We start from the raw sequence: 16,608 nt of genomic DNA on the forward strand, positions 1-16,608 counted from the left end.
ACCGCCCGATTGAGCGGCTTGAAACAATTGGTATTCAAGCCGCCAGCCACTCAATTACCTGCGGGACTTACGGCTCTGGAGTCGACTCCAGGCACACTCCATATGTCGCGTATCGGCTGTTTTCCGCAGATTTTTATCGAATATCCCGGCCAGACTTCTCGCTGCTTGGTACCATCCAGCACACTTGTATGAAGATTTAATGTCAGAAAGGGATTTTTCGTGAGCGTTATCCGTCACTGGTTACGACAGCCTTGTGCGCGCCTCATCGCGCTGACCGGACTGGTTCTGATCGTGCCTGTTGGCTTGCGGGCAGCTTTGGGTTGGTCGAATCCTCTCGGGTTCCTTTCAGATGTGGGCATGGCGAGCCTGCTCATCGTATTGCTGCATCGTCGTCCGTGGTGGTTAGCGCTTCCCGTGTTAGTGGCCTGGAGCCTTATGACGCTGGCGACTGCCGAGCTGGTCAGTGCGGTCGGCAGGCTGCCTACCCCTGCGGATTTGCACTACCTGATCGATCCCCAGTTTATGGAAAACTCCACCGGTGCTGGTTTCGCCCATCCGTGGCTGGCCGTCAGCCTTTGCCTTGGACTGGTGGTCTGGCTGATGACGCTGTGGCTGGGGCGTTCCACCTCGGCGCCAAGCTTGCCGGGGCGTGCGCTGGCGGTGCCGCTCGTGTTGTTGATCGCCCATTGGGGGGCTCAGCACCTGGCGCCCTCCGATGAAGATGAATGGCGTTTGTTCAATCTCCCGCATCAACTGCTGTCCGCCAGCGTCGGCAGCGTGCAATTGCGCGCGCAAGAGTGGTTGGAGGGCGATGTGGTCGATGTTCCTCCGCGCATGGCGGGGCTTACTCGACTCGACCTGGACGGCGAGAAATTGCTCCCGGCACCGGGAACGGCGCGCAATGTGTTGATCATCGCGTTGGAGGGCATCCCTGGCGCCTACGTGGGGGTCAACCGGCAGGCCCTGAACAAGCGCTATCAGGAAAACCTCATGCCCAATCTCAGTCGTTGGGCCGAACGCGGAATGAATACCCCGGACTATGTGCTGCACAGCCATCAGACCATTCGTGGTTTGTACGCAATGCTTTGCGGCGATTACGACAAGTTGGACAACGGTACGCCCAAGGGGGTCGAAATGCTGACCCAGAGCGAGCGTAACCAGGCATGCCTGCCGGCCCAATTGCGCAAAAACGGGTTCGCCACTCACTACCTTCAAGGTGCGGGCCTGCGCTTCATGGCCAAAGACAAAATCATGCCGCACATCGGCTTCGACGCCACCCATGGCCTGGAATGGTTCACCAACAGTAACTATCTGGAATTTCCCTGGGGCAAAGACGACAAGGCGTTCTTCGAAGGGGCGCTGGATTACGTCGGCCAGCTGAAAAAACAGAAAAAACCCTGGATGCTGACGCTGCTGACCGTGGGTACCCACCAACCCTATTCGGCCCCTGAAGATTACTTGCAACGCTACGACAACCCCAAGCAGGCGGCGGTCGCTTATCTGGATGACGCTCTTGGGCAATTCCTCGACGGCCTGGAGCGCAAGGGCGTTTTGAACGATACCCTCGTCGTGATCACCTCGGACGAATCCCACGGCATAGAGGATGTGCGCCTGGCGTCCTCCTGGGGCTTCAACCTGATGCTGGCACCCGAGCAGCGTCAGTTGCCCAGGCTCAAGTCCGGGGTCTACGGTCATGTTGATCTGAGTGCTTCGATACTCGACTATCTTGCCTTGCCCGTTCCTTCAGCCTTGAGTGGCCGCTCGCTGTTCCGCGACTATGAAAAGGGACGCGAGATCATGTCGTTCACCAACGGCAAGCTTCGCTATCACGATGGCAAGGGCACGTTCACCGAGTGCGACTTTCAACAGCGCTGCCGGTATTACGCCAGCGAAGGTTTCATCGCCGAGCGCGCCACATGGCTTGGCCAGTACGCTGGTAAACGCGCCCGGGAAATCACCGCCAGGGCGACGGCGCTGGATCATTCGTTGCTCCGGACACCGTTGAATCAGCACTTCCAGTTCGGCAGCCCGGCGATTATCCCACTGCAGGCGCAGATCAAGGATGACTGGGCCGATAATCTTATCGGTGCCCAGTATCTGGAAATGCCCAAGGGTTCGCACACTCGCGTACGCCTGACGGTGCGCTCGGTAGATCCACTGCGCGACGCGCATGTGCAGCTCAAGGCCAAGGAAATGGAGCAGGATGTCCAGTTGGGCCTACCCGATGAAATGATCGTTACCGCCGACCGGCCGCTGGAAATGGAATTCAGCTTTGCCAATCCGCAGCCCCGCAAGGCGTTCTCGTTCCACCTGCTGGGCTACGGCTCGGGAGCCGTGGAAGTGAGCGATTTCAGCGTGATAACCGAGTTGTCGGAAGCGCCCGAGGTGCACGAAGAAAACCTGGTCGACATCAGTGCCCATTCCGGCTAGACGGAATGTACGGGTTTCACCCGGCCATACCCCAGGCGAAGAGTGCTCGACGAGCATCTTCATGTACCAAGGCTCGAACTTAGGGGCGCACCCGAGCAGTGTTCAAAGCACATGAGTCCCCTTGGGCTATGTGCGCCCTCCTATGCAGAGAGACTGCAGACTACTCGGCGCTCGACTCGGTGAGTTCCGCCAAGGCACCGACGTTATTCTTGAACGCTGCGGCGAATACCGCGCGGTTTTTTGCCATATAGATACTGGCATCTTCAGCCTGCTTTTCTGTCAGGCCTGCAACGTTTTTCAGCAAGACGTCGGTCAATGACTCTGCCAATTCGAGCATCTGGTCATGCGCATCCGCTAGCTTACGATCCACGAATGTAGTCTCCAGGTCGCGGGTACTGCGATACAGGGTTTCAACAGCCATTTTTGGCCTCGTCATCAGGTGCAGTATTGAGGGGCGTCATCCCCGTTTTTACGTGTGAAAACACATCATCGATTTTCGATTACTGTATTTATATACAGCTAAAAGCATAAGCCAATCCACGGCCTTTGGGTAGCAGCTTTTTAATGTAGCCGGAAAATCGGGTTTGTCGCCTGTCCGGTTGCCGCAGCCATGAAGCCCCCGACGCAGAAAAGTGTCTCATATCACCCAGCCATCATCTTAGTCTGCAATCCCTGGCCTTTTTTCTGCATGCACAGATATCGTCACGCCGAACGGGCACTATCCGCTCGGGGCGCAGGCACCGATTAGAAGTTGGTTGATATTTATACAATGGTGGTGAGTGATGACAGAAATGAGATGGGCTGAAAAGCTGCGCAGGAGTTTGCACGCGAACGCGGATTCGCTGGGTAACCTGGCGGTGGAGGCGTTTCACTACTTGGCGCTTTTTGGCATTGGAGCGATCACCGCCTATGCGGCGGTCCTGACTTTTATTGAAATGCTCCAGAAAGGCGGGATCAGCGTTGACGATATCCTGCTGTTGTTTATCTACCTGGAATTGGGGGCAATGGTCGGTATCTATTTCAAGACCAACCACATGCCTATCCGCTTCCTGCTCTATGTCGCCATCACCGCGTTGACCCGTTTGCTGATCGGTGACGTGTCCCACCACAATGCCCCGGACCTGGGGATCATTTACCTGTGTGGCGGGATCCTGTTGCTGGCGTTCGCGATCCTGGTGGTGCGATTCGCTTCTTCACGCTATCCGTCCGTCAAGGAAAAGTCGGAATAGTGAGTCAGGCTCTGGCGCTCGCCTGTGGCGGGCTGCCGGGAGAGCGCCGCAAAAGTTTGTGGTTATCGCCATCGGTCATCATTGCCAGGATCTCCATGGCGCTGTGCCCTTGTTCGATCGCAATGCCGAATTGCACGCTTTGCACCAGGCGCTTGAGGCGTTGCGGATCGTTGCGTTGTTCGGCGCTGATCATGCGCTTGGCGACGACGCCGCTGTCGTCGGAGAGGGTCAGCATGATGCTGCCGTCCAGCCGCTGGATGCTCAGGTTGACCCGATATTTGGGTGTGAACGTGTCAGTGATGGTCTGAAAAGGATTGTCCATGGTGCGTTACCGCCTGATATGAGCATGCAGTCATTGACGACCGGTGTCGGAATTAGTTCGTGTTGCCCGATCACCGGCCATCCCCCGCTGAGGTTTTCACAAAGTCCGTTTTCCTCATCAGTGGTAGAGCAAGGGGCGTGCCGTATAACGCGTGGCCCTGTGGTTGCGGGGGCAAAAAAGGCGGACGCCGAGGTCCGCCTTTTTCCGGATGATCCGTTTCAGGGCGCAAGCGAGAAAATGCTCGCACACAGCGCAGCCCGCCCGATCAGCACTCCACCCAGCTGACCGCCAGGCCGCCCCGTGAAGTTTCTTTGTATTTGTCATGCATGTCGGCACCGGTATCGCGCATGGTGCGGATCACCCGGTCGAGGGAAATGAAGTGTTTGCCGTCTCCGCGCAGGGCCATTTGCGTGGCGTTGATGGCTTTGACGGCGGCGATCGCATTGCGCTCGATGCACGGCACCTGAACCAGGCCGCCCACGGGGTCACAGGTCAGGCCGAGGTTGTGCTCGAGGCCGATTTCGGCGGCGTTTTCCAGTTGCTCCGGGGTGGCCCCGAGGATGTCGGCCAGGCCGGCGGCAGCCATCGCGCAGGCGGAGCCGACTTCACCCTGGCAACCGACTTCGGCACCGGAAATCGAAGCGTTTTTCTTGCATAAAATACCGACGGCCGCCGCAGCGAGGAAGAAATTGACCACGTCGTCGTCAGACGCGTCTGTGTTGAACTTCATGTAGTAATGCAGCACGGCCGGAATGATGCCCGCTGCGCCATTGGTTGGAGCGGTGACCATCCGTCCCCCGGCGGCGTTTTCTTCGTTGACGGCGAGGGCGAACAGGTTGACCCATTCCATGGCGGAGAGGGTTGAGGTGATCACATTCGGCTTGCCGATTTCCAGCAGGCTTCGGTGCAACTTTGCCGCACGGCGCGGTACATCCAGCCCACCTGGCAAGATGCCTTCGTCTCGCAGGCCTTGCTCGACGCATTCGCGCATCACCGACCAGATATGCAGCAGGCCGCTGCGAATCTCTTCGTCACTGCGCCAGGCCCGCTCGTTGGCCATCATTAACGCCGAAACCCGCAGGCCGTGCGTGTTGCACAAGGCCAGCAGTTCGGCGGCGCTGGAAAAGTCATAAGGCAATTCGACATCGCTTGCCGTGGCGGTACCCGCGGCGGCTTCGGCGGCGTTGATGATGAACCCACCGCCCACCGAATAGTAGGTTTGCTCGCTCAGCAGGCCGTTTTCGCCGTAGGCGTGCAAGGACATGGCGTTGGGGTGGTAGGACAGGCTCTCGTCCAGCAGCAGGAGATCTTGTTGCCAGTTGAAGGCAATTTCTACTTTGCCCGCGAGCAGTAACAGGCCGGACTCGCGCACTCGTTGGATGCGCGGCCCTATCGAGGACGGGTCCAGCCGATCTGGCCATTCGCCCATCAACCCCATCACGCACGCACGGTCGGTCGCATGACCCACCCCGGTGGCGGAAAGCGAGCCGTACAAGCGGATTTCCACTCGTCGGGTGTGTTCCAGCAGTTGCTGGGCGGCCAGGGCCTCGGCGAAGGTTGCCGCAGCCCGCATGGGACCCACGGTATGGGAGCTGGATGGGCCGATGCCCACCTTGAATAGATCAAAAACACTGATAGCCATGCTAAAGCCTTGCAAGCAATGGAGTAGGAATCGCTGCCATTTTTTGTAGGACCAGCGCAATTGGCGCGATACTGACCTGCTCGTTCGGCACTGACCAACGAATTATCCTAAGACACCCTTTAGCAGGACTAAACGCTATGGCCCGTCCGCTTCACGCCCAGACCTACGTCTGGCTGCACGTATTTGCCTGCGCCGCCCGGCATTTATCTTTCACCCGTTGCGCGGAGGAGTTGCATATCACTCCGGGAGCGGTCAGCCAGCAGATCCGTCAATTGGAGGAGCGCCTGGGCTTCCGCCTGTTTCATCGGCGCGCGCGTGGGGTCGAGCTGAGTGCCGAGGGGCAGCGGTTGGCCACCACCGTGAGTGAGGCCTACGGTAGCATTGATGCCGAGCTGCGGCGGCTGGATGCCGGGATGATCAGCGGCACCTTGCGTCTGCGTTCCATTCCTTCATTTCTGGGGAAATGGCTGACGCCGCGACTGCCGCGCCTGCAGCAACGCTTTCCGGATATCCAACTGCGGCTGGTGGCGGAAGACAGCAGCATTGCCCTGCACGAGGGCGACTTCGACCTGGCGATTGATCTTAACGATGGCAGCTATCCCGGTCTGTTATCCACAGCATTGTTGGATGAGCAGATTTTTCCGGTTTGCGCGCCGAGCCTGTTGCGTGGGCGTCCGCCGCTCCACGGTCCGGCGGACCTGGTGCATTTCCCACTGCTGCACGACATTACCGCCTGGCGCGGGAGTTATGAATACGCAGAGTGGGAGTTTTACCTGAATGCCATTGGCTACCATGGCGCGGATGTCCGGCGCGGGCACACCTTCAATCGCAATCACCTCACTATCGAGGCGGCCATCGCCGGCATGGGCGTGGCGATTGCCAGGCGCACCTTGCTCAATGACGAACTGGAACGCGGGACCTTGATCGTGCCGTTCGGCCTGGCGGTCCCCAATCACAAGCGCTACGTGCTGCTGTATGCGCCGGGCGCGCTGAGTCATCCTGGCGTGCGGGCGGTGCACGACTGGCTGGTGGAGGAGGCAGGGATTTTTCGCGGATTGCACCCGTTGGGAGAGGGCAATTGTAAGGAGTCTTGTACGTGAGAGCCTGTAGGTAACTCCCGACGATAACAGTGCTTTTGACCGTTGTCAGGCTTAATTTGCGATGTGCGATTTATCTTTGCAAGGGGCTTGAATTGTTTGGCTGTCTGCCCAATTGTGTAATCAAGAGGTCATGGTTTCACCGTACCGGTGATGCAGTTGTGACTTCTCGCGAGCTAGCTGAAATAAGGGAAGAACTATGCAAATCCAAGTCAATAGCGATAACCATATTGAAAGCAGCATCCGACTGGAGGAGTGGGTACGTACTACCATTGAGAGCACGCTCGAACATTATGAGGAAGACCTGACCCGCGTTGAGGTTTACCTGCGGGATGAGAACGGCGACAAGCCAGGCCCCCACGATTTAAGTTGCCGACTGGAAGCACGGCCAAAGGGCCATCAACCGATTTCGGTCATTCATAAAGCCGACACCCTGGAACAGGCCATCGACGGGGCGGCCACCAAGCTGGATAACGCGCTGGATCATCTGTTTGGCAAACTGCAAGGCAAGCCCCGCGCTGCCAAAAGCACGCCAAACAATAAAGTCGATGATGCCGGCCTTGAAGAGGAATTTCTGGAAAACGAGCAGGCTGCGCTTAACAGCTGACAGCTGATCCTTTTTTCAACCCCCAAGAAACGGGCCTGCTGATGCAGGCCCGTTTTGGTTTATAGGTGTCGCTGCGGCTTCGTGTCGGTTAGGACCAGGAGCAAACGGCGGTCCGTAGCGCAATCCCTCCTCATTCGTTCTCTTTTGCTTATGAGAATATTTATCATTAAACTCGCGCCCCTGATGAACCTGGCGCCGCGGGCATGAAAAACAAACCATCACTTCCACTTTCCTATCGCCTTGCCGTGGCTTCGCGGGTACTGGCGGCTGTTGTCGGCGGTTATCTGCTGGCGTCTCTGGCCAGTGTCTGCATGACCTTATGGTTGCCGTTGTCCCGTGCCGATGCGGTGATCAGCGGCATGTTGAGTTCGTTCGTGGTCTATCTGCTGGCCGTGATCTGGTGCTTTGCCTGCCGCACTGCCACGCTCGCCTGGTTCGGGGTACTGGTGCCGAGTGCCGTATTGGCCACCCTGGCAGGATTGGCCTATTGGATGGCTCGAGCATGAAAGAAGGTTTCCGCCAGGCGATGGCCTGGTTACACACGTGGGCCGGGTTGATTTTCGGCTGGCTGTTGTTCGCGATTTTCCTGACCGGCACCCTGGCCTATTTCAACGATGAAATTACCCACTGGATGCAACCGGAAGTGCCGGTCCGTACGGTCGACGATGCCCGCAGCCTGGGCATGGCCCAGGCTTATTTGCAGCAACACGCACCCACCGCCGCCCGCTGGTTCATTAACTTGCCCACGCCTCGCGATCCCGGTTTGTCGGTGATGTGGCAAGACAAAATCGATCCCGGCAAGCGTGGCAATTTCAGCGAAAAGCTGATCGACCCGCTTACCGGCGAGCACGTCCAGGCCCGGGAAAGCCGTGGCGGCGATTTCTTCTACCGCTTCCACTTCCAGTTGCAGATGCCGTATCCCTGGGGCCGCTGGCTGTCGACGATTGCAGCGATGGTGATGTTTGTCGCGTTGATCAGCGGGATCATTACCCACAAGAAAATCTTCAAGGACTTCTTCACCTTCCGCCCGCGCAAGGGCCAGCGTTCCTGGCTCGACGGGCATAACGCGGTGGGTGTGCTGGTGTTGCCGTTTCACCTGATGATCACCTACAGCAGTCTGGTGATCTTCATGACGCTGGTCATGCCCGCCAGCATTCTCGCCTCCTACGACGGCGATACCCGGGCCTTTTTCAATGATGTGGTGCCATCCAGCAACAACGCGCCGGCGCTTGGCCAACCGGGGAAGTTGTTGCCCCTGGGGCCGCTGGTTGAGCAGGCGAAAGCGCAGTGGAACGGAGGGCAGATCGGCCGGCTGGCGGTGAATAATCCCGGCGACGTGAATGCTTCGGTCAATGTGTTTCGCGCCGGCTCTGATCGGGTGGTGCATGACTTTGGCAGCACCGTGTCGTTCAATGGCACCACCGGGGAGATGCTCAGTGTCAGCAGCGGGCAATCCCTGCCGATGGTCATCAGCGGCAGTTTCTATGGCCTGCACATGGGCCATTTCGCCGGTCCGGTGTTGCGCTGGTTGTACTTCATCTGTGGCTTGGCAAGCACCGCGATGATCGGCACGGGACTGGTGATCTGGTTGGGCAAGCGTCAGCTCAAACATGCGAAAGCCGGCGTGCTGCCGTTTGAACTGCGGTTGGTGGAAGTGTTGAATATTGCCAGCATGTCCGGGCTGGTGATCGCGATTGCGGCGTTTTTCTGGGCCAATCGCCTGCTGCCCACACACTTCGCCGAGCGTTCTGGCTGGGAAGTACAGAGCTTCTTTATTGCTTGGGGGCTGACGTTGCTGCACGCCATGCTGCGTCGCGGCCGTCGGGCCTGGATCGAGCAGTTGGGGCTTGGCGCCTTGCTGTTTGCGGGGGTGCCGTTGCTCAACGCACTGACCACCTCGGAGCACCTGGGCGTGACCCTGGCCAAAGGTGATTGGAGCATGGCCGGGTTTGACCTGACATGCCTTGGCAGCGGGGCATTTCTCGCCTGGGCTGCCTGGAAAATGCGCCAGCGCCGCGTCGCCCAGTCCAAGACCGAGCGCCCCCGGGCGTTGGCCCTCAAAGGCGAGGTGCACTGATGCTGTTGGCCCTGTTGCTGTGTTACGCCGGTTTCACCGCCTTGTGTTTATCCATGGACCGTCACCACGGCGAGTTGCTGCACAGCAAGCCTTCACCCCGTCGGCGCCTGGGTTTGCGCGTGGGGGGCTGGGTGCTGTTGCTGGTGTCGATCTGGCCGGCGGTGCACATGGCCGGTTGGAGCAGGGGGCTGGTGGATTGGTGTGCGGTGCTGATGCTCAGCGCGTTGTTGCTGGTGTGGCTGTTGCCCTATCGGCCGAGGCTGGCCTTGATCCTGGCCGGTGTCGGCCTGCTGGCCAGCCCGGTTGCGGCCTTCGCGGTAATCTGAGCGGACCTTGATGATCAACACGCCTCCCGAATCCCCGGATCCACGTCACGCCGAAGTGTCGGGCGAGCGTGCGCATTTCCTGCAAGTGTTCTTGTCCCAGCGTTCGCAGATGGAGGCGTTGGTCAGTCGGCGTGTGGGTTGCCGGGCGACGGCGGCGGATCTGGTGCAAGATCTGTTTTTACGGTTTTGGCGCCGGCCACTGGTACAAGTCGAAGAACTCAGCACCTACCTGTTGCGCTGCGCCGGGAATATCGCCATCGATCACTTGCGCAGCGAAGGCGCGCGGGTGCGAGGCACTGAAAGCTGGTTGCCCGAGCAGCAGCATCATTACGGTTCAGAACCCCAGGCGGCGCTGGAGGCCGGTAACGATTTGCGGCACGTCGAAGCCGCCTTGCGCAGCTTGCCCGAGCGCACGCGGCAGATTTTTTTGCTCAACCGCATTCACGGTCGCAAATACGCAGAGATCGCCAAGGCCATGGGCCTGTCCCAAAGCGCCGTGGAAAAACATATGATGCGCGCCCTTGAAGCCTGCAAAGCCAGCCTTCGTGAACCCTGCGCGCCGCGCTCGCCAGGGAAAGCACCGTGATCAACACTGACCGCGTCACCCCGACGCCCGCTCAGGAGCAGACCGCCTTGGCCTGGCTCAGCCTGCTCCACGATCAGCCCAGCAGTGGCGACCAGGCCACCTTCAGTCGCTGGCTGCGCGCCGACCCCGCGCATGTCGAGGCGTACGCACAGGCCCAAGTGCTATGGGAATTGAGCGAAGTGCCAGCGAGCAAACTGGCGGATGAAGACGCCTTGGCCCTGCAGGGTTACTTGAACGCCATGCACGCGGCGAAACGTACCCGTGCGCGCCGCTGGCCTGCCGCCATGGCCATGGCCGCGTGTCTGTTGCTGATGGTTTCGGTGGGGGCGGGCTGGCAGCCGCAGCGCTGGCTCGATGACCTGGGCGCTGATTACGTCACTGCGCCGGGGGAAATCAGAACCGTGACCCTGGCGGATCAAAGCCAAGTCACCCTGGATGCCGACAGCGCCATTGCGGTGGATTTCCGTCACGGTGAGCGCCATATCCAACTGCGCCGTGGCGCGGGTTTTTTCAATGTGACGCATACCGGCGCGTCCTTTGTGGTGCAAGCTGGCAGTGGTGAGGCGCGGGTGCTGGGCACGCAATTTGAAGTGCGTCTGCAGCCAGCTGGCGCTGAGGTGACGGTGTTGTCCGGGCGGGTCGGCGTCACGCCATCCAAGCAGGGTGCTCGACAAATCCTCGGCGCCGGCCAGCAGGTGGCCTACGCCGACGGTCGTGCCGAGACCCTGCAGGCTGTGGACAGCGAGTCGCGGTTGGCCTGGCGCGACGGCTGGCTCAACTATTACAAAACGCCGTTGGTCGACGTGATCAATGACCTGGGACGCTATTACCCCGGTCGCATCCTGCTGCTCAATGATGAACTCGGCGCCCGTCGGGTCAGCGGCAGCTTCCCGAGCAAAGACCCGCAGGCGGTACTCAACGCACTGCAAGCGGTGCTCGGGTTTGAACAGCACAGTGTGCTGGGCCGGCTGATCGTGGTGCGCTAAGGCTTAGTCTGAACAGCACGCGTTAAAATAATTTGAAGAGTGTGCTGAGGTAAACCCAAGGCCCAACCGTGTAGTGCTTGAAACTGCGATCAATTCGCATTAACAGTGTTCTCCACACGGGTTCTCAAGCATGAAGTCCAGGGTAAAGTCAGCGACAGGCGGTTCGGTTAAACAGTGGCTGGGGGCTTCTTTCCTGAGCATGTGCGCGCCCGTGTTGTTGCCCCTCAGCGTGGCGCAGGCGGCAGAGACGCAACAGCAAAGCGCGCTATTCAGCTTCGCACTCCAGGCCAAACCGTTGCCGCAGGCATTGAGTGACTTCAGCCGCGTGACCGGTATCAGCGTGGTCTACACCGACGAAACGCCCTACGACCTCAAGGCCCCGGCGGTCAGCGGGCGAATGAGCGCGACCCAGGCCATGCAGCGGTTACTGGGCAACTCCGGCTTTACCTTCCGCCAGATCGACGCCCGCACCCTGGCCCTCGAACCGCTACCCAGCGCTGGCGCGCTGAACCTTGGCGCCACCACCATCAGCGCGGTCAACCCGCAGCAGGACAGCACCAGCTATCAGCCGCCGCCAACCAGTTCGGTGATGCGCTCCCAGGGCCTGCTGCTGGAAACGCCGCAGAGCGTCAATGTGGTGCCGGCCCAAGTGATGCGTGACCAACTGCCGCGTAACCTGGATGACGCCTTGAACAATATCAGTGGCATTACCCAGTCCAATACCCTGGGCAGCACCCAGGACGCGGTAATGTTGCGCGGATTTGGTGGCAACCGTAACGGCTCGGTCATGCGTGACGGCATGCCGGTGGTGCAGGGCCGGGCGCTGAACGAAAGCGCCGAACGGGTCGAAGTGCTCAAGGGCCCGGCCTCGCTGCTGTACGGCATCCAGGACCCAGGCGGGGTGATCAACATTGTCAGCAAAAAGCCCGAGCTGACCCAGTCCACCGCGCTCACCGTGCGCGGTTCTACCTTTGGCGAGGGCAAGCACGGCAGTGGCGGCAACCTCGACACCACCGGCCCGATGGGCGACAGCGGCCTGGCCTATCGTTTGATCCTCGATCACGCCGATGAAGATTACTGGCGCAACTTCGGCACTTACCGTGAAAGCCTGATCGCACCGTCCATTGCCTGGTACGGCGACAACACGCAATTGCTCTTTGCCTACGAACATCGCGAATTTCTCTCGCCGTTCGACCGTGGCACGGCCATCGATCCGAAGACCAATCATCCCCTCGACATCCCGGCCACACGTCGTCTGGACGAGCCGTTCAATAACATGGAAGGGCGTTCCGATCTGTATCGCGTGGAAGCCGATCATGCGCTGAATGACGACTGGAAAGCCCACTTCGGCTACAGCTGGAACCGCGAAACCTACGATGCCAGCCAGGTGCGGGTGAGCAAGGTCAACAACGACGGCACCCTGACGCGCAGCATGGATGGCACCCAGGGCGCCCTGACCACCGACCGCTTCACCACGGTCAGTCTTGAGGGCAAGGTGGACGTGGCTGGCATGCGCCATGACCTGGTGTTCGGCGTGGATGACGAGTACCGCAAGATCCACCGTGCCGACCTGATCCGCCAGGCCAGCCGCAGTACTTTCAGCTACACCGATCCGGTCTATGGCCGCGAAGTGGCGGGTAGCAACGTCAGCGCACCGGACAGCAACCAGACTGATCTGTTGCGCAGTGATTCGGTGTTCTTCCAGGACGCTATTCACCTCACCGATCAGTGGATTCTGGTGGGCGGCGCGCGTTTCCAGATGTACGACCAATACGCAGGCAAGGGCCGCCCGTTCACCGCCAACACCGACAGCAATGGCCAGAAATGGGTGCCCCGCGCCGGCCTGGTGTATCGCTATACCGAGGCGTTGTCGTTCTACGGCAGCTACACCGAGTCCTTCAAGCCCAACTCCACCATCGCCCCGCTGGACAACAAAACGGTGATCGACGGCAGCATCGACCCGGAGGAGTCCAAGTCCTGGGAACTGGGGGCCAAGTTCGATCTGCCGGGTCGCATCACCGCCAGCGCGGCCTTGTTCGATATCCACAAGCGCAATGTGCTGGTGTCTATCGGTGAAGGCGCGACATCGGTCTACAGCGTGGCCGGCAAGGTGCGCTCGCGTGGACTGGAGATGGACCTGAGCGGGCAATTGAGCGACCAGTGGAGCCTGATCGGCAGCTACGCCTACACCGATGCCGAAGTGACCGAGGACCCGGCCTATAAGGGCAAGCGTCTGCAGAATGTGGCGAAAAATTCCGGCTCGGTGTCGGCGGTGTATGACTTCGGCACGATAGTCGGCGGCGACCAGTTGCGGATCGGCGCCGGCGCCCGTTATGTCGGCGAACGTGCCGGCGATGCCCTCAACAGCTTCGACTTGCCGGGCTACACCGTGGCCGATGCCTTCGCCACCTATGACACGCGGATCGAAGGACAGAAGGTCAAGTTTCAGCTCAACGTGAAAAATCTCTTCGATCGCACCTACTACACCTCGGCCGTCAGCCGCCTGTTTGTGTCCATGGGCGATGCGCGACAGGTCTCGCTCTCGAGCACTCTTGAGTTCTGATGGGGCTTGAATGGCGAAACCCGGCAATGACGCTGGCGGCCAGAGCTGCTAGCGTTGCGGTTTTTGATGATTGCCAGGGAACACCGATGCGGTTGGGACAATGGATACACACCGGCGCACTGCTGGTGGGCTTGGGGCTGTTGTTGGGTGGTTGCGCCACGACGTCGAACACCACCGAACAGGCGTTGGACCAGTTGCTGGCAGACCCGGCCCTGGCTGGCGCCAGCGTGTCGCTGATGGTGCGCGATGCCCGCAGTGGCAGCACCTTGTACCAGCACAATCCACGCACGCGGCTGATTCCGGCCTCCAGCCTGAAACTGCTGACCACCGCCGCGGCGATGGATGTGCTGGGGCCGCAGTATCGGTTTTCCACGCAACTGTTGAGTAACGGCAGCCGTCAGGGCGAGCGGTTGGTGGGTAACCTGTACTTGCGCGGCCTGGGTGATCCGACCATTCAGTGGGCGGATTACCAGGCGCTGGCGGCGAACCTGGCGGGGCAGGGCATCCAGCAGATCCAGGGCGACCTGGTGTTCGATGACACATTTTTCGATGCCGAGCGCCTGGGCCTCGACTGGGCCCATGACGACGAGGACAAGTACTACGGCGCGCAGATTTCGGCGCTGACCGTGTCGCCCAATACGGATTTTGATGCGGGCACCCTGACCGTTACGGCGAGGGCACCGCTAGCGGTCGGTCAACCCGTGAGTGTCACCATCAGCCCCGCTACCGATTACGTGCAGGTCAATAGCCGGGCGGTCAGCGGTGCGGGCAACAGCTTCGGACTCAATCGCCAGCACGGCACTAACCTGTTACGCCTCAGTGGCACGCTGAAGCCGGGCACGCAAAGTCGCCAATGGGTCAGCGTGTGGGAGCCGACGCAACTGGTGGCCAATCTGTTTGAACGGGCATTGGCCGAGCAAGGCATCACGGTTCAGGGCAAGCGCGTGATTGGCGCTGTCAGCCCAGCGACGGCGAGGGTGTTGGCGGAGCACCAATCGGCACCCTTGCAGGAACTGATCAGGCCATTGCTCAAGCTCTCCAACAACAGCATGGCCGAAGCGCTGCTCAAGGCCATGGGCCGCAAGCAGGCGAATGCCGGCACGGCGGCCGCGGGCGTGGCGGCTGTTGCCGACTTCATGCAACGCCAGGGCCTGGACCCGGCGACCTTGAGCCAGGTAGACGGTTCCGGGTTGTCTCGGCGCAATCTGCTCTCGGCGCAGAGTTTCACTGATCTGTTAGTGGCCGTAAGCAAGCAACCCTGGTTCAACACCTGGCATGACGCGCTGCCTGTCGCCGGTAACCCGAAACGCCTGATTGGCGGCAGCCTGCGTTATCGACTGCGGGAAACACCGGCGCAAAACAACCTGCATGCCAAGACGGGATCGATGGGCGGGGTTTCGTCATTGAGCGGTTACATCACCGATGCCGAAGGGCGGCGGTTAGTGTTCTCGATGCTGACCAACAACTATGTGGTCGCAGGCGCGCGGATCAAAGCCCTGGAAGACCGGCTGGCGATCATCCTGTGTAGGGGCGAGGGGGGCGCCTAGGCCTGGCGCGCCCTCGCTCCTACAGCATAGGTATCTACACAACTTTCAGAAACTGACGAATTTTCCTGTGGCGAGCGGGCTTGTCCCGCGTTGGGCTGAAGCAGCCCTAAAACCAGCCGCTACGGAGTATCTGATACACCGCATTCGGCTTACTGGGACTGCTTCGCAGCCCCGCGCGGGACAAGCCCGCTTGCCACAACAGCCCTATCTGCTTGGATTTAAGCGTTGAGACAACGTTGTGTAGATACCTATGCTCCTACCGTGAGGTGTTCAGGTTTAAGTTGAGGTTCAGCGGAACGCCTGCCGGTATTGCCCCGGCGTCGCGCCCAGTGCCTGGCGAAACCGGTTGGTAAAGTGGCTGGCGCTGGAGAATCCGCACGCCAAGGCAATTTCCCCTAGCGGTAATGAACCATCGCGTAGCATCGCCTGGGCGCGGGTCAGGCGCCGGGCCAGCAGATATTGATGGGGCGGCAAGCCAAAGCTGGTGCGAAACATCCGCGCGAAGTGGTATTCGGACAAGGCACACAACCCCGCCAGTTGCCCCAGGCTGATGGGCTCGGCCAGTTGCTGGTCGATGAACTCCATCAACTGCCGGCGCTGGTGCGTGGCCAAGCCACCTTTCAAGCGCAACCCTTCGCGCAGGCCCACCTGGCTGAGCAAGGTGTGGTTGAGCATCTCAAAGGCCAGGCTGCTGGTCAGCAGGCGTTCGGCGGGTTCCTGCCAGTTCAGGCTGATCAGTTGATGAAAGCGCCGGGCCTGCCGGGCGTCTTCGAGAAAGGTGCTTTCGCGCAGTTGCAGCGCCCGTGGTTCCCGATCGAGCAGGGTGACGCACCCCAAATCAAACTGTTGCGGGCTGATGTACACGTGAGCCAGGCGAATCTCGCCGTTGATCACCCACGCCGACTGGTGTCCGGCGGGCAGGATGCACAGCTTGTCGGGGCCGCCCTTGGTGTCTGGCTGGTCACGCCTGAAAGTGCCGGTGCCGCCGCTGACGTAGCAGGACAGCGTGTGATGGCTGGGCGCTTCATAGGCCTGTGCGTCGTGGTGGTTGCTCCATAACGCCGCGGACAGGCCATCACCGAGTTCGGCGCTTAGCTCCAGGCGAGCATTCGGCGAGCGGTTCAGGGCTTGAAAGACTTGCAGGTTGTCCAGTGCTGGCATGTGGGTTCTCTCCGACGCTTTGCATCCTACTCCCG

General features: G+C 60.2%; 15 protein-coding genes. 11 read left to right on the forward strand and 4 right to left on the reverse strand.

Annotation, left to right across the window (positions count from 1 at the left end):
• The first annotated feature begins 219 nt into the window (after positions 1-219).
• Positions 220-2,430, forward strand: a complete 2,211-nt coding sequence (locus tag AC6CIA_RS19005; protein WP_498314192.1) for an LTA synthase family protein — start codon at positions 220-222, stop codon at positions 2,428-2,430.
• Positions 2,431-2,590: 160 nt separating this feature from the next.
• Here the strand turns inward: AC6CIA_RS19005 and AC6CIA_RS19010 are convergent, their stop codons facing one another.
• On the reverse strand, positions 2,591-2,851 hold the full coding sequence (locus AC6CIA_RS19010) for a YebG family protein (RefSeq protein WP_090221518.1): 261 nt from the start codon (positions 2,849-2,851) through the stop codon (positions 2,591-2,593).
• Between the two features lie 361 nt (positions 2,852-3,212).
• Between AC6CIA_RS19010 and AC6CIA_RS19015 the strand changes: the two genes are divergently transcribed.
• Entirely contained in the window at positions 3,213-3,659 is a 447-nt protein-coding gene (locus tag AC6CIA_RS19015; RefSeq protein ID WP_084379922.1) for a phosphate-starvation-inducible protein PsiE, read from the forward strand.
• Between the two features lie 4 nt (positions 3,660-3,663).
• Here the strand turns inward: AC6CIA_RS19015 and AC6CIA_RS19020 are convergent, their stop codons facing one another.
• Positions 3,664-3,981, reverse strand: a complete 318-nt coding sequence (locus AC6CIA_RS19020; RefSeq protein WP_498314194.1) for a DUF3509 domain-containing protein — start codon at positions 3,979-3,981, stop codon at positions 3,664-3,666.
• Positions 3,982-4,246: 265 nt separating this feature from the next.
• The gene (locus AC6CIA_RS19025; protein ID WP_498314196.1) at positions 4,247-5,623 is read right to left on the reverse strand and encodes an L-serine ammonia-lyase; all 1,377 of its coding nucleotides are present in this window, start codon (positions 5,621-5,623) and stop codon (positions 4,247-4,249) included.
• A 137-nt stretch (positions 5,624-5,760) separates the two neighbouring features.
• Here AC6CIA_RS19025 and AC6CIA_RS19030 point away from each other — a divergent pair, with 137 nt between their 5' ends.
• From AC6CIA_RS19030 to dacB, 9 genes are all read left to right on the forward strand, one after another.
• Positions 5,761-6,723: a LysR substrate-binding domain-containing protein gene (locus AC6CIA_RS19030; RefSeq protein ID WP_498314198.1), complete on the forward strand. Its 963-nt coding sequence runs from the start codon at positions 5,761-5,763 to the stop codon at positions 6,721-6,723.
• 196 nt (positions 6,724-6,919) lie between these two features.
• Entirely contained in the window at positions 6,920-7,327 is a 408-nt protein-coding gene (locus tag AC6CIA_RS19035; protein WP_498314200.1) for an HPF/RaiA family ribosome-associated protein, read from the forward strand.
• Positions 7,328-7,530: 203 nt separating this feature from the next.
• A complete protein-coding gene (locus AC6CIA_RS19040; RefSeq protein ID WP_498314202.1) occupies positions 7,531-7,833 on the forward strand; it encodes a DUF3649 domain-containing protein in 303 nt (100 codons plus the stop codon).
• Positions 7,830-9,404 carry a PepSY-associated TM helix domain-containing protein gene (locus tag AC6CIA_RS19045; RefSeq protein WP_498314204.1) on the forward strand — a complete coding sequence of 525 codons (1,575 nt, stop codon included), beginning with the start codon at positions 7,830-7,832 and terminating at the stop codon, positions 9,402-9,404. The genes AC6CIA_RS19040 and AC6CIA_RS19045 overlap by 4 nt, the downstream gene beginning before the upstream one ends.
• On the forward strand, positions 9,404-9,730 hold the full coding sequence (locus tag AC6CIA_RS19050) for a DUF3325 domain-containing protein (RefSeq protein ID WP_498314206.1): 327 nt from the start codon (positions 9,404-9,406) through the stop codon (positions 9,728-9,730). Before AC6CIA_RS19045 ends, AC6CIA_RS19050 begins: the two co-directional genes overlap by 1 nt.
• Positions 9,731-9,740: 10 nt before the next feature.
• Positions 9,741-10,316, forward strand: coding sequence for an RNA polymerase sigma factor (locus AC6CIA_RS19055; protein ID WP_498314207.1), 576 nt, complete (start codon positions 9,741-9,743; stop codon positions 10,314-10,316).
• The gene (locus AC6CIA_RS19060; RefSeq protein WP_498314209.1) at positions 10,313-11,302 is read left to right on the forward strand and encodes a FecR family protein; all 990 of its coding nucleotides are present in this window, start codon (positions 10,313-10,315) and stop codon (positions 11,300-11,302) included. The genes AC6CIA_RS19055 and AC6CIA_RS19060 overlap by 4 nt, the downstream gene beginning before the upstream one ends.
• 130 nt (positions 11,303-11,432) lie before the next feature.
• Complete coding sequence (locus AC6CIA_RS19065; RefSeq protein WP_498314211.1) at positions 11,433-13,865, forward strand: TonB-dependent siderophore receptor; 2,433 nt, start codon at positions 11,433-11,435, stop codon at positions 13,863-13,865.
• An 86-nt stretch (positions 13,866-13,951) separates the two neighbouring features.
• A complete protein-coding gene (dacB, locus tag AC6CIA_RS19070) occupies positions 13,952-15,412 on the forward strand; it encodes a D-alanyl-D-alanine carboxypeptidase/D-alanyl-D-alanine endopeptidase (protein WP_498314213.1) in 1,461 nt (486 codons plus the stop codon).
• Between the two features lie 288 nt (positions 15,413-15,700).
• Here the strand turns inward: dacB and AC6CIA_RS19075 are convergent, their stop codons facing one another.
• Positions 15,701-16,573, reverse strand: a complete 873-nt coding sequence (locus AC6CIA_RS19075) for a helix-turn-helix domain-containing protein (RefSeq protein ID WP_498314215.1) — start codon at positions 16,571-16,573, stop codon at positions 15,701-15,703.
• Between the last annotated feature and the right edge of the window lie 35 nt (positions 16,574-16,608).

The sequence above is a fragment of the Pseudomonas sp. GQ91 genome, assembly GCF_059758795.1.

Excerpts from the sequence above, each read along its gene's own strand:
- AC6CIA_RS19010 (WP_090221518.1), bottom strand. The coding sequence starts at position 2,851 with ATGGCTGTTGAAACCCTGTATCGCAGTACCCGCGACCTGGAGACTACA.
- AC6CIA_RS19015 (WP_084379922.1), top strand. The coding sequence starts at position 3,213 with ATGACAGAAATGAGATGGGCTGAAAAGCTGCGCAGGAGTTTGCACGCG.
- AC6CIA_RS19020 (WP_498314194.1), bottom strand. The coding sequence starts at position 3,981 with ATGGACAATCCTTTTCAGACCATCACTGACACGTTCACACCCAAATAT.
- AC6CIA_RS19025 (WP_498314196.1), bottom strand. The coding sequence starts at position 5,623 with ATGGCTATCAGTGTTTTTGATCTATTCAAGGTGGGCATCGGCCCATCC.
- AC6CIA_RS19030 (WP_498314198.1), top strand. The coding sequence starts at position 5,761 with ATGGCCCGTCCGCTTCACGCCCAGACCTACGTCTGGCTGCACGTATTT.
- AC6CIA_RS19035 (WP_498314200.1), top strand. The coding sequence starts at position 6,920 with ATGCAAATCCAAGTCAATAGCGATAACCATATTGAAAGCAGCATCCGA.
- AC6CIA_RS19040 (WP_498314202.1), top strand. The coding sequence starts at position 7,531 with ATGAAAAACAAACCATCACTTCCACTTTCCTATCGCCTTGCCGTGGCT.
- AC6CIA_RS19045 (WP_498314204.1), top strand. The coding sequence starts at position 7,830 with ATGAAAGAAGGTTTCCGCCAGGCGATGGCCTGGTTACACACGTGGGCC.
- AC6CIA_RS19050 (WP_498314206.1), top strand. The coding sequence starts at position 9,404 with ATGCTGTTGGCCCTGTTGCTGTGTTACGCCGGTTTCACCGCCTTGTGT.
- AC6CIA_RS19055 (WP_498314207.1), top strand. The coding sequence starts at position 9,741 with ATGATCAACACGCCTCCCGAATCCCCGGATCCACGTCACGCCGAAGTG.
- AC6CIA_RS19065 (WP_498314211.1), top strand. The coding sequence starts at position 11,433 with ATGAAGTCCAGGGTAAAGTCAGCGACAGGCGGTTCGGTTAAACAGTGG.
- dacB (WP_498314213.1), top strand. The coding sequence starts at position 13,952 with ATGCGGTTGGGACAATGGATACACACCGGCGCACTGCTGGTGGGCTTG.
- AC6CIA_RS19075 (WP_498314215.1), bottom strand. The coding sequence starts at position 16,573 with ATGCCAGCACTGGACAACCTGCAAGTCTTTCAAGCCCTGAACCGCTCG.